This window comes from Tenuifilum sp. (assembly GCF_037481895.1).
In the GTDB taxonomy this organism is placed as follows: Bacteria; Bacteroidota; Bacteroidia; order Bacteroidales; family Tenuifilaceae; genus Tenuifilum; species Tenuifilum osseticum.
Window position 1 is genome coordinate 58,702 of the sequence record NZ_JBBFKU010000010.1, and the last position, 13,208, is coordinate 71,909.

11 protein-coding genes are annotated in these 13,208 nt (G+C 41.8%); 10 read left to right on the top strand and 1 reads right to left on the bottom strand.

Annotated elements, in window-relative coordinates; all coding sequences use genetic code 11:
* Positions 1 to 35: 35 nt before the first annotated feature.
* Positions 36 to 1,364, top strand: a complete 1,329-nt coding sequence (locus WHS63_RS04610) for an MATE family efflux transporter (RefSeq protein WP_445204092.1) — start codon at positions 36 to 38, stop codon at positions 1,362 to 1,364.
* 2 nt (positions 1,365 to 1,366) lie between these two features.
* On the opposite strand, the gene WHS63_RS04615 is transcribed toward WHS63_RS04610, so the two are convergent.
* A complete protein-coding gene (locus WHS63_RS04615; RefSeq protein WP_445204093.1) occupies positions 1,367 to 4,405 on the bottom strand; it encodes an eIF2A-related protein in 3,039 nt (1,012 codons plus the stop codon).
* Between the two features lie 151 nt (positions 4,406 to 4,556).
* On the opposite strand from WHS63_RS04615, the gene WHS63_RS04620 reads away from it, so the two are divergent.
* The 9 genes from WHS63_RS04620 (at position 4,557) to dnaN (ending at position 13,177) form a co-directional block, all read left to right on the top strand.
* Positions 4,557 to 4,811 (top strand): hypothetical protein, encoded by a 255-nt coding sequence (locus WHS63_RS04620; protein WP_445204094.1) that lies wholly within the window; start codon positions 4,557 to 4,559, stop codon positions 4,809 to 4,811.
* 202 nt (positions 4,812 to 5,013) lie between these two features.
* Positions 5,014 to 5,841 carry a 5'/3'-nucleotidase SurE gene (gene surE, locus WHS63_RS04625; protein WP_445204095.1) on the top strand — a complete coding sequence of 276 codons (828 nt, stop codon included), beginning with the start codon at positions 5,014 to 5,016 and terminating at the stop codon, positions 5,839 to 5,841.
* Complete coding sequence (locus WHS63_RS04630) at positions 5,822 to 6,112, top strand: hypothetical protein (RefSeq protein ID WP_445198488.1); 291 nt, start codon at positions 5,822 to 5,824, stop codon at positions 6,110 to 6,112. The genes surE and WHS63_RS04630 overlap by 20 nt, the downstream gene beginning before the upstream one ends.
* A 5-nt stretch (positions 6,113 to 6,117) precedes the next feature.
* Positions 6,118 to 7,242: a lipid-A-disaccharide synthase gene (lpxB, locus tag WHS63_RS04635; RefSeq protein WP_445204096.1), complete on the top strand. Its 1,125-nt coding sequence runs from the start codon at positions 6,118 to 6,120 to the stop codon at positions 7,240 to 7,242.
* 10 nt (positions 7,243 to 7,252) lie between these two features.
* Entirely contained in the window at positions 7,253 to 8,437 is a 1,185-nt protein-coding gene (locus tag WHS63_RS04640) for a SpoIID/LytB domain-containing protein (RefSeq protein ID WP_445204097.1), read from the top strand.
* A 24-nt stretch (positions 8,438 to 8,461) separates the two neighbouring features.
* Positions 8,462 to 9,193, top strand: coding sequence for a gliding motility-associated ABC transporter permease subunit GldF (gene gldF, locus WHS63_RS04645; RefSeq protein WP_445204098.1), 732 nt, complete (start codon positions 8,462 to 8,464; stop codon positions 9,191 to 9,193).
* Between the two features lie 19 nt (positions 9,194 to 9,212).
* Complete coding sequence (gene gldG / locus WHS63_RS04650) at positions 9,213 to 10,931, top strand: gliding motility-associated ABC transporter substrate-binding protein GldG (RefSeq protein WP_445204099.1); 1,719 nt, start codon at positions 9,213 to 9,215, stop codon at positions 10,929 to 10,931.
* A complete protein-coding gene (locus tag WHS63_RS04655; RefSeq protein WP_445204100.1) occupies positions 10,921 to 11,892 on the top strand; it encodes a hypothetical protein in 972 nt (323 codons plus the stop codon). Before gldG ends, WHS63_RS04655 begins: the two co-directional genes overlap by 11 nt.
* A gap of 154 nt (positions 11,893 to 12,046) precedes the next feature.
* A complete protein-coding gene (gene dnaN / locus WHS63_RS04660) occupies positions 12,047 to 13,177 on the top strand; it encodes a DNA polymerase III subunit beta (RefSeq protein WP_445204101.1) in 1,131 nt (376 codons plus the stop codon).
* Positions 13,178 to 13,208: the final 31 nt, after the last annotated feature.

Here is a 13,208-nt window from a genome sequence, read left to right on the forward strand (position 1 = left end):
CCTGCCTTTTTGTATTTTTACACAAATATTTTCCAATGAAACTCAATATTTCCTACAGGGAAATCTGGAGGGTGGCATATCCCATAATTTTAGGAAGCTTTGCCCAAAATATTCTGAACATAACCGATACGGCTTTTCTGGGACGAGTTGGTGAGATTGCATTAGGTGGAGGTGTTCTGGGGGGGCTGCTTTACCATGTTATGCTTATGTTGGGCTGGGGAATGGCCATGGGTGGCCAAATTATTGTGGCAAGGCGTGTAGGCGAGGGTGCAAATGAGGCTGTTGGCCGTGTAGTTGAGCATTTACTTTTTACTCTCGGCACCTTTGCTATTCTTATAATGCTATTTGCACATGCTCTTTATCCGGCTTTTTTTAGTATTGCTGTTAGGTCAAATCTTGTATGCAATTCTGCAAGTTCTTTCTTTGGGTATAGGCTATTTGGGCTACCTTTTGCTTTTCTCACATACTCATTGAACGCATTTCTAATTGGAATTACTCGTACAAAGGTGATTACACTTACATCGTTCATTACAGTATTTGTAAACATTGTTCTCGATTACGGATTGATATTCGGTAACTTTGGACTACCCCTAATGGGTGTTAGAGGGGCAGCCCTAGCATCGGTTATTGCCGAAATTGCAGGGGCTACATTCTTACTTGTTTACATAAGCAGAATGAATGTTAGTAAGTATAAGCTATTCAACTTTTCATCGTTTTCAAAAAAGTTATTGAAGTCAATACTTGATATATCCTGGCCCTTGATGCTTCAATTTTCACTATCAATTTTTGTATGGTTTGTTTTCTTCCTTATAATTGAAAAAATGGGTGAAACCCCGCTTGCTGTCTCCAACATAGTTCGAAGCATTTACATTATCCTTATGATACCAATTTGGGGATTTGCCTCGGCTACCAACTCATTTGTAAGTCAACATATTGGGAAAGGTAAGTCGGATCAGGTGGTAAAGCTGGTTGTAAAAGTAATGGTCATTACTTTAGCCTCAGTTTTTGTCCTTTCGGCTCTGATTCTTTTGCTGGGAGATAGTATTATTAAGATATACACTAACGATGAGCACATAATTAATGCCACCCTACCTGTTATTAGAGTAATCGCAATAGCTGCTTTAACAATGGCTTCGGCCTTTATCAGCTTCAATGGTGTTTCAGGTACCGGTAGCACTAAGGTATCGTTTGCCATTGAGGTGTTTACACTTACATTTTACTTAGGCTGGGCTTACCTTATCGCAATAATATTAGCTAAATCCTTAAGCTTAGTTTGGACTTCGGAGGTGCTATATGGTATTATGGTTACAGTAATCTCAATTATTTACTTAAGAACTGGGCGATGGAAAAACCGGGTGGTTTAGCATTACCACCCGGGAATAAAGTTGATACCCCAGTTTGCCGCCTTGAATCCGCCTAGCTGGTAGGGTATTGCATAGTAAGGTTCCAGAATAAGCATTCCGAACAGATTTATCCTAAGGCTAATCCCTGAACTTACAAAGGGTGTTCGGTCGTTTATGGAGGTGGGTTTCCATTTTAAACTTGGCGGGTATTCTTTTGTCCATGCTATACCTGCATCGGTAAAGAATGCTAGTTCCGTAAACAATGTACCCGATTTGATTAAGGTCAGGCGCTCAGGGCCTGTAAAGGGAACTCGTATTTCAAAGTTTGCAACCGCTATATGGTTACCGGTTAGCTGGTCAATGGTTACATTGCCCGATTGACCATAGTTAATAAATGAATTGCTATCGTATCCCCTAACATACCACGGGTAGCCAATGTATAGCGGGTATAGTATGTTATCGCTTATGGAAGTGCCATATCGGCCGTAGTATAGGGCGCGGAAAGCAAAGCTAAGCGGTTTACGGAATATATATTTACGCATGTCGGCTAAGGCACCCCAGTAGTTGTATTCCCCAAGGGTTCTTGAAATCTGGAACCGCATCCTGTGACCACGCATGGGCGAGGCTATCCCAAAGTCGGAGTTATCGTATACATATGCTAAACTCGATTGTTGTAACCAAAAGCCCGGTGGTACTTCCCCTTTCTTGCGTTCGGAACCGTAGTAGTAGCCATCAATGTAGTAGTTTGAGTAGATATCGGCTCTGTAATAGTAGCGGGCTATTGACCCACTTAGCTCAAATCGCTGAGTGGATGACAAGGGAAAATATGAAAGTAGTCCCGTAGCGGTTTCAAACATTCGTATCTGAATGAGCTGAAAATCTTCAACTATTACAGGCTCACCATTTATTTGCCTGTGGAGAGTATCGTACCCGTATTGTCCGAAAGAGTAAGGGATATGGGAGGCTGTTACACCCCAAGTGATATACTTTTTTTGCTGGAGGAATGCCACTTGGCCGCCAAAATCGTATATCTCCCCATTAAGCGATAATCCGGTATACACCATGTTCTTTCCGGTGATATCGCTGAAAAGCATCTCTACCCCGCCTGCCATTCCTGTTCCATAAGGCGATGTGCTTATACCCATGCCGATATTCGATATGTAATCGAGCTTGAATTTGGGTTTGAATGGAATCATTCTAAAAGAGTCCACCAAATTTATTGGAAGATTCCTGTCCGAAAGGTTTTTATCAACTAAACCTTCAGTAGCCCTATTAACGGGAGGAAGAATGGAAGCGCTAAAATCAACATGATATGGATTTATTCTAACTGGCTTAAAATCGGAGCTATCGGCAGTATAAATAGAGTACTTGCTTTTGAAGAAATGGGAGTAAACCACCTCATCGTTCTCACGGGCTACGCTCATGGCTGGTGCAAGTGGTGTCATTCCCGAAATACCGGTTAAAATTCTTGTCATCCTGTAAACCTCGCCGCTTTCAATGTTAAACCTGAAAAGGTTACGATAACCATCGCAGTTTGAAAGGAAGTAAATTTCCTTGTTGTTGGCTGAAAACATTGGGTTTACATTATCGGCACCGGGGAGAATGTCGAAAACATTAATTGTTTTGGTCTCAACATCTAATGTGGCAAGGTTATACCCTGTTTCTCCGTTAGCTGATGTTTGTGAGGGTTTATCGGTTGAAAAAACAATGGTTTTGCCATCGCTTGACCAAGCAGGATGTATATTGCACCAGGGGTCACTGGTGAGGCGGTCAACCTTTTTTGTCCTTAAATCGTACTGGTATAAATCGTTAACCCCATTTACAAGTCCTGATACCACAATGCTACTGCCATCGGGCGACCAGGCGGGATAATTGAACGATGGAACACCGGGTATGGTGAATTCCTGAACGAGCTTACCATCAAAAACATCAACAATTATCAATTTGCTTTTACCCTTGCTAAAACCAACAAAGGCAAACATTCGGCTGTCGGGCGACCAAGTCCCGGCCGACTCAATGAAGTTAAGCGCATCAATCTCATTATCGTGCACTATGCTCGATAACCTTCTTATTATTTTCCCGCTTATGGCATGAGCCAGGTAGAGGTCAATTGAAAAGAGGTCCTTTTCGGAGTAAAAGGCTACGTATCGCCCATCGGGGCTCACCGATGGTGAAATGTTTATTTCACCGGCATTTCGTTCAAACAGAATTCGGGTTCCGTTAGGATCTTCAACCGTATCGGGCATGGTACGCTTAAAATAGTCATAGTAAACCGATTTCCAGAGAGTTGAGAACGATTGCTCGTTCAACCCAAGGTAGCGTATGAGTGCAAAGTTGTAACCCCGCTTTGCGGTTTCCTTAAATATTGGATTTATTAAACTATCACCGAATGTTCGCCCAATAAACGACCAGAATGCGTGTCCCCATCGGTATGGGAAGTACTTGTTGGGGTAGTAGGTCATATCCTCAAGGGTGGGAAACCTATCGTTAATTACAGCATCGCGCATCCACATTGCCGTTTGGTAGTCGTATGTGCCCAGCGATAGGTACTCGGACATGCCCTCTACCATCCAGAGAGGAAGGTTCCGAACTGAGTTGAGCGAAGTGGAATCGCCATTAATCAAAGAGTTATACTGAAAAGCATGCACAAGCTCATGCCCAAGAACGCGATCGGTTTGCTGCCACGTTTCCGTTATTGGGAAGATTACACGGTTTTTCAGGGCCTCTGTTACACCACCAGTTCCCACTCCAACGCTCCCCGATATTGCCGTGGTTTGCTGGAAATCGGCATGATCGTTATAGAGCAGTATTGGGTTTTTTGTTTTAATGGAATCCCTGAAAACCTGGTAATGCCTGTCGTACCACTTTTCAGCTGAAAGCGATATGACATTAAGTAAACTATCGTTTTTCAGGTAATGGTAAACCTCAAAATTTGGGGTTTGGTAAACGGAAAACTTAAAATTCTTGTAGATGGGTTTATTTCTGCCAAAGTATTGGCCATAAGCAATTTGACCAATGAACGTAAGTGCCAAAAGGATTGAAATAGAATAACTTCTATTCATTTTATTTAAACTTTTTAGTTTTAAACAGTGAGCTTGCAAGGTAAGTTTTTTACCACAAAAATTGCACCTAAATCACATAAATTTAACCAAATCTCACTTGAAATGTTTCAATTTTTAACCTAAATTTATGGAAACCAAAACCCTGTTAGCTATGGAAAACAACCACACAATTTTAGGTATTAAAATTACCGATAGAATTAAGGAGGCCGGCGAGGTTCAAAGGATTTTAACCCGTTACGGGTGCTCAATTAAAACCCGTTTGGGTTTACACGAGGTTTCTGACGACTACTGCAGTTCCTCGGGATTAATACTACTTGAGCTTACTGGCCCCGCCGATGACCAAGCAAAATTACACGACGAACTGGTTAAAATACCCGGAGTAATTACTCGAAGAATGGATTTTTAGTGCTTTGACTTAATACTTTATGGAGTTCGGCCACAGGAAAAATCGGCCGAACTTTTTTATTGCTTTGATGCACGAATGAGGTAAACAACAAAGAATTATTGTTTGACGTTAATATTTGCAAAACTCAAAACAACCCTGCCGGCAGGGGAGTTTTACTGTCTAAAAAATTATATCTTTGCCAATTAACACAAATCAGAAAAGGATGTTTGAGGGAAACGGTGAGTTGAAAAGACCAACAATACTTGTAACCAACGATGATGGATTCAGGGCTGCCGGTATTGAAGCACTTGTTGAAATGGTAAAACCCTTTGGGAATGTTGTGGTTGTTGCTCCGGAGGAGGGGCATTCCGGCATGTCGCATGCTATAACCATTAAAACTCCCTTGAGGTTGAAAAAACACAAACGTACCGACGACGTTGACTTCTACTCCGTTAACGGCACCCCGGTGGATTGCGTGAAGCTTGCCATGAACCAGCTGTTTACAAGTAAGTTACCCGACCTGGTAGTATCGGGTATTAACCATGGCTCAAACTCATCCATTAGCATAATATACAGTGGCACCATGGCTGCAGCCATTGAGGGATGCTTGTACGGTGTACCTTCCATTGGTTTTTCTATTCTTGATTACGACGAAAACCCCGATTTTACTGCTGCTATTGAGTATGGAAGGTTTATAGTTAAAAACGTACTTGAAAATGGGTTAACTCCAGGCTCATGTCTCAATGTGAATGTTCCTGTTCTGCCTTTAAAATCAGTAAAAGGGGTAAAGGTTACACGCCAAAATAAAGGCACCTGGCGCGAGGAGTTTGAAAAGCGAACCGATCCCAGAGGTGTTGATTACTACTGGTTAACCGGATACTTCCTGAATGAGGAACCCAACGCAACCGATACCGATGAGTACTGGCTAAACGAGGGGTATATCACAATTGTACCGGTTCATGTTGATTTGACCGATTACAAAGAACTCGATCGTATAAAATCGTGGCGGTTTGACCAAATTGTAATTTCGCATGCAGAAAAAAATAAGTAAACAGTGGCATGGATACCTGCTTGGAGCTTTGCTGCCTGTCATCACACTGGTAGTTATGTATTTATCGCTTGCCAGCGATTTTAAGTTTGTCGATTTTATTAGATATTTAAACGTACGAGGCGATTTGTCCAGAGCATTATCGCTTGCCGTTTTACCCAACCTTGGCCTGTTTTTTGTATTTATTTGGACCGATAGGCTAAAGGCCGCTCAGGGTGTACTGGGTAGCACCATAATTCTTGCTTTAATAATTGTTTTCATGCGTTTTATGTAGATAAAATGAAATACTTTATAGTTGCAGGCGAAGCATCGGGCGATTTACACGCATCAAATCTGATGAAGGGTATTAAAAATAATGATCCTGATGCCGATTTCTGTTTCTTTGGTGGTGATTTAATGGCAGAGCAGGGTGGTACCCTTTTAAAGCATTACCGCGATATGGCCTTTATGGGTTTTTTGGAGGTTTTACTTAACCTACGAACCATAAAGGCTAACATGACGCTCTGTAAGCAAAGTATAGTTGAGTATAAGCCCGATGTAGTGATTCTGGTCGATTATCCCGGTTTTAACCTTCGTATTGCCAAATTTGCAAAGCAATCGGGGTTTAGAGTGTTTTACTACATCGCACCAAAGGTTTGGGCATGGAAAGAGTCGCGTGTTGAGAAGCTGAAAAGCTTTGTCGATAAACTTTTTGTAATTTTCCCTTTCGAGATTGATTATTTCAGGGGTAAAGGCATTGACCCGGTTTACGTGGGCAATCCTTCAATTGATGCCATTGCTAACAAACTTACTGATCCAATCCCTTTAAGTGATTTTTGTGATAAAAATGGATTACCTCAAAAACCAATAATAGCACTTGTTGCAGGTAGCCGGAAGCAGGAAATACGCTACAATTTGCCTGTAATGTTGAATGTTACCAAAAGATTTCCCGAGTATCAATTTGTAATAGCCGGAGCACCATCGTTGGATTATAGTGTTTACCAGCCTTATATTAGTGATACTGGTGTAAGTGTGGTGTTTGGTCAAACCTACCAGTTGCTCTCATGCTCAACACTTGCCTTTGTAACTTCCGGGACAGCAACGCTTGAGGCGGCGCTACTGAACGTTCCGCAGGTGGTTTGTTATAGGGGGAACTTCTTTTCCATGCTAATTGCCTGGATGGTTATTAAGGTGAAGTATATCTCACTGGTGAACCTGAACATGGGGTTTGAGGTTGTTAGGGAGTTGAAACAGTACGATTTAACACCAGATAGTCTTTACACCGAGGCCAAAAAACTTTTACCCGGCAATCCGGAACGAGATCGTCAGCTGGAACTTTATGGCCAGCTCAAGGAGAAACTTGGTAAGATGGGTGCATCGGAACGGGTGGGTAAAAGGATTGTGGATTTGATAAAATCATCTTAAATTCTTGCTTATGAGAGTAGTTCTGTTTTCGTTTCTGCTTTTTCTGCCATTCCTATCGAACTCGCAAAAGTTAAGCATAAGCGTTTTTAACGATACTAATTTAAATACAATACTTGTTACACCCACTAAGGGTGAGTACAGCATGGTACTTGGCGATAGTATCATTACAATTAAGCCATTACAAATACTGTACATTAGCCGTCAAGGCGATTCTGTTCTGGTGCGCGACGAGAACCAAAGCTTTGGTTCATACAAGCGGGTCTCGCTTATTGGCCAAACCGGCGATGATGTTTTTCGCCTTAAGCCAATAATTCCTGCAAAACCGGCTCGCTTGTACGACGATAATATTACCTTTTACGTTGAGTTTAATCGTATTATGGCGGTCAACATAATTGATCGCGAAAAGTATATTGCAGCTGTTGTTCTTGCTGAAACCGGTCCGAATAAGGAACCCGAATTGTATAAGGCGCAAGCCTTACTTGCCCGAACTTTTACTGTTACCCATATCGATAAACACCAGTCGGAGGGTTTTAACCTTTGCGATCAGGAGCACTGTCAGGCATACAAGGGAAGGCCTGAGGCTTTTCAAGAAATTTACGATGCAGTTCTTGATGTAAAGGGTTTAATTGTTGTTGATTCCTCTTTAAAGCCAATTAGCGCTGCATTTCACGCAAACTGTGGTGGACAAACAGCAAACTCCGAGGATGTTTGGATTCAGGCATTGCCCTACCTAAGGAGTGTAAACGATAGGTATTGCACATCGGCACCTAACGCTCGCTGGGAAAGAACAATACCTCTTACCGAATGGAAAAAATTTCTTGCTCAGCAAGGGGTTGACACCGCTAAGGTAACACGCGATAACCTTAACTTTTACCCCAAGGAGAGGCCTAAATACTATACTGTTTTAGGTGTAAATATCGCTACAACTGCCGTTCGGAAGTATTTTAAGTTGCGTTCTGCCTGGTTTACGGTTTCAGCAGGAAAATCAGAGGTTCGTCTTTCGGGTAAAGGATACGGTCATGGTGTGGGAATGTGCCAGGATGGCGCATTGGCTATGGCCCAACGCGGTTTCCCATACGATAAGATAATCCAGTTTTACTTTAAGGATGTCCATATTATTGATATTTCCAAGGTTAACCTTGATTCCTTAAAACCCGACACCCTTGAGGTTAAGCCTTTTGATGTGTTACAGTAATTTTATCCTAAAACACAAGCATCTATGAAGGCAATTTTTATTAGAGAGCTGCAGAACTTTTTTTCATCGTTAACCGGATACGTTATTGCAATTATTTTTCTTGTTTTAACTGGTTTGTTTCTTTGGGTGCTGCCCGGTTACACAAACATACTCGATTCAGGGTATGCAACATTAGAGTCGTTGTTCTACATTGCACCATGGCTTTTCCTTTTTCTTGTGCCTGCGGCAACTATGCGTATGTTTGCCGATGAAAAGAAAACAGGTACCATTGAGCTAATTCTTACTCGACCCATTTCCGACACCGCAATGGTACTGGGGAAGTTCTTTGCGTCATTGGTGCTTGTTGCCATAGTTATTGTACCCACATTCATTTTTGTTTATAGCGTTTCAAATTTGGGGAATCCCTCCGGAAATCTGGATTGGGCTGCAACCTGGGGCTCATACATCGGACTATTTTTCTTAGCATCAGCCTATGCAGCTCTTGGGCTTCTTGCCTCGAGTTTAACCGATAATATGATTGTTGCATTTCTTTCGGCTGTTGCATTATGCTTCGTTTTTTACGATGGATTAGCCTGGGTAGCCGAACTTCAATCCATGGAGTGGGCGCGGTCGGCATTGCTGACTCTTAGCATAAGTGAGCACTACAGTTCGGTTAGCCGGGGTGTTATTGATTCGCGCGATGTGGTTTACTTTTTATCCATATCGTCAGTTGTTTTAGCTCTTACCCGTTTAAAACTTCAATCGCGCAGGTGGTAAAACCCAAAAATGGAGTGTTATGAGTGTTAGTGGAAATATAAAAATTAAAAATATCAAGACATTCGCTGCTTTACTGCTCATGCTACTTGTGGTGAATGTGCTATCGTCGTTTTTTTACTTTCGAATCGACCTTACCGAAGATAAAAGGTATACCATACAACCCGTTAGCCGAGAGGTATTACAGGGATTAGATGATATTGTGGTTATCAGAGTGTATCTCGATGGGGAACTGCCGGTTGCCTTTGTTAGAATGAAAAAAGCCCTTGCAGAAACCCTAAGCGAATTTCAAGAGATTGCCGGAAAAAAAATCCGGTATGAATTTGTCAACCCATACTCTGCTTCGGGGGCAAAAAAGCAGGAGCAATTGTTTCGCCAGTTGGCCGACAAGGGACTTGTTCCAACCAACGTTCATGTAAAGGATAATGAGGGCGCAATGATTCAGCGCATCATTTTCCCGGGTTGTATAATTACATACAGGGGAAAGGAGTTGGCGGTTAATCTTTTAAGGAATAACCCAAATCTTACAGGCGATGAGAATATCAACCTATCCATACAAAACTTTGAGTATGCTTTGATTGATGCAATTGACCGTGTAACAACAGAAAACAGGCAGCGCATTGCTTTTATTCAGGGACATGGCGAACTCGATGAGTTTGAAACTGGTGATATTGAGCGTGAACTGAATCAGTACTACGAGGTTAGTAGAGTGATAATAAATGGCGACCCCGATGCCTTAAAACCCTACAAGACTATTATTATTGCCGGGCCTGGCAGGCCATTGCCTGAGGCCGATAAGCTCATCATTGACCAGTTTATTATGCAGGGTGGACATGTGCTATGGTTCGTTGACCCCGTTAACGTTAGTATCGATAGCTTATCATCTGGTGCATCTACCCTGGCTTTTATGAATCAGCATAACCTTGATGATATGCTTTTCCGCTATGGCGTTCGACTTAATCCCTTGCTGATTCAGGACATTCAATGTGCTGTTATTCCCGTAAATACTGCCCTTGTTGGGCAGGAGCCCCGTTTTGTTCCCGCACCCTGGCTTTACTATCCATTACTCATACCCCCAGCCGATAACCCTATTACTAAGGGCTTAAACCTTATTCAGGCCAAATTTATTAGCCCAATTGATACCGTTGGTATGAATGACGAGGTTAAAAAGCGGATACTTTTATCTACATCCAAGGAAACTAAGCTTGTGAAGATTCCCGCCTTAATCAACCTAAACCAGGTAAGCAAGGGTATTACCCGTTACGAGTTCCAGCATTCAATGCTTCCCGTTGCCTTTGAATTGCAGGGGATTTTCAAGTCCAACTTTCGGAATCGCCCAATAAATGCAATACTTCCAAATAGGACTATCAAATTCGCTGACAAGAGTAGTTTTACCAAAATGATAGTAGTTGCCGATGCTGATATCATTCGAAACGATGTCCAGCGTCGCCCAAATGGTGCCTATGTTATTCCGTTGGGTTACGACAGGTTTACCCAGCAAACCTACGGGAACAAGGAGTTGGTGGTGAACATGGTCAAATACCTGTGCGACGATAATGGACTGCTCTATTTGCGTTCGAGAGATATAAAACTTCGACTGCTGGACAGAAAACGGGTTGTTAGTGAGCGGTTATACTGGCAGTTGATTAACATGGTTTTACCATCGCTTATGCTTTTAGTTGCTGGAATTATTTGGAATTTTGTAAGACGAAAGAAATATACTTTTACAGATGTCAAGTAAAAAGATTCTTTTTCTTTCACTACTAATAGCCTTTGGAATAGGTCTATTCTACTTTTCCAGTTGGTATAGGGAATACCGTCAAACGGACTTTTCCTATGATAGTTCTCATATTACTGCTATTGAGCTGGTTTTGAAATCCGATACTCTTAGGTTGACAAAATCAAATGGCAATTGGTTTATAAATGATTTTTTTATTGCTGACTCAGCTGTTGTAAGTAATTTTATCGATATTTTGCAGAGTATATCAGCTGTTTCACCCGCTACGCTAAAAACCGATGACAATTTAACCCAGCTGTTTCAGGAGAAGGGTATAGGGGTTTTCATTTATAAAGGTAAACACTTATGCAAGGAATACAGAATTGCATCTATTGCTGAATTCAACTATAAACCTGTTGCCCTGAACAGTGGTTCGGTAGTCCCTTACTACATTGAATCGCCAAATGCTGTTGATAATTTAGTTGAATACTTTTCGGTTAACCCCGATAAATGGCTTTCTGGCAAACTGTTTACTGAGCCAGTTGAGGCGATTGAAGAAATAAAGGTTGTTTTTCCTGACAATGAAAAGGGATACACCCTTGAGCTGGGAGGAAACCAAATAGCATTATCTAACTCAGCTGGAAATAGAATGCCAAACATCAACCTTGCCAACATTAGCAATCTTTACTACTCGCTCGATAATTTTAAGTTGCATTACCCTACTAAGGCCGAAACAAATTCTGCAATACCTGAGAATTTAATTTCCAGCTTACAGCTCAAAATGCTAAACGGAAAAACGTACGAATACACATTTTACCGGATAACCGGTAAAGGATTTACAAATATTCTGGGACAAGAACTCGGTTACAATCCAAATCGTCTACTGGTAAAGCTATCGGAAAACCGTTTTTTGGTTGGCTCCTATCTGCACTTCCATTATGTTCTATGCCCCATCGATGTGTTTGTAAATAATTATGAAAAATAGTGTGTGTTATTAGAGTAAAATTTTGTATTATTGAAATCCTTTTGAGATTTGAATTGCATTGATTTTCAATTTTTAAACTAAAATATACAATTAACTGTTTGACAGCTAAAGGATAATCAATTTAGGTAAAAGGAACTAACTAAATTACAGAGATATGAAATTTGTTGTATCAAGCACCATGCTACTGAGCCACTTATCGGTGGTAAGCAGGGTAATCAGCAGCAAGAACACCCTACCAATTCTCGACAACTTCTTATTCAAGTTGGAAGGTAATGAGCTGGAAATCACAGCATCTGACCTTGAATCGACACTTACAACAAAAATTACCCTCGATAACGTTATGGGTGATGGTTCAATTGCAATTCCCTTTAAAATTCTTATCGATACCCTAAAGGAATTCTCGGAGCAACCCCTTACTTTCGAAATTGACCCAGGTTCCCTTGCGGTTGTTATTCACTCGGAGAATGGCCAGTTCAACATTGTTGGCCAACCCGCCGATGATTTTCCAAAACCTGCTGAGCTTAGTCCAGAGAGTAAAGTTAGTGTAAAGGTGGCTGCCGACGTTATGCTTAATGGTATTACCAAAACCATTTTTGCCACCGCCGACGACGAAATGCGCCCCGTGATGAACGGTGTATTTGTTGAGCTAACCACCGAAGGGATGACCTTTGTTGCTTCCGACTCACACAAGCTGGTTCGCTACCGCCGTAAGGATGTTCAGGTTGAAGAGTTTTCATCGTTCATTCTTCCCAAAAAACCAGCAAACCTGCTAAAGTCTATTCTTGTAAAGGAAACAGGCTCAGTAAATGTTGAGTTTGATAGTAAGAATGCCCGCTTTACCATGAGCGGTTACACCCTGGTTTGCCGTTTGGTTGAAGGGGAATACCCCAACTATAGCGCCGTAATTCCTGTTGATAACCCAAACCGTATGATTATTGACAGGGTTGATTTTTACAACTCGGTTCGTCGCGTTTCAATCTATTCAAACGCAGCCAGCAACCTTATTAAGCTTGGCTTAACATCGAACCAGTGCGAGGTTTCAGCTCAAGACCTTGATTTCTCCGTTTCGGCTTACGAGCGCTTAAACTGCGATTACCAAGGCGATGAAATGGAGATAGGCTTTAAATCAGCCTTTTTGGTGGAGATTCTAGCAAACCTTTCCTCAACCGAGGTGGTACTTTCCATGTCCGATCCCTCGCGTGCAGGGCTTATTTTCCCTCACCAAAATGAAAACCCCGACGAAGATGTCCTTATGCTTCTAATGCCAATGATGATTGGTGCTTAGGAATAAACTCAATAGCTTCCCCGGCCTTGGC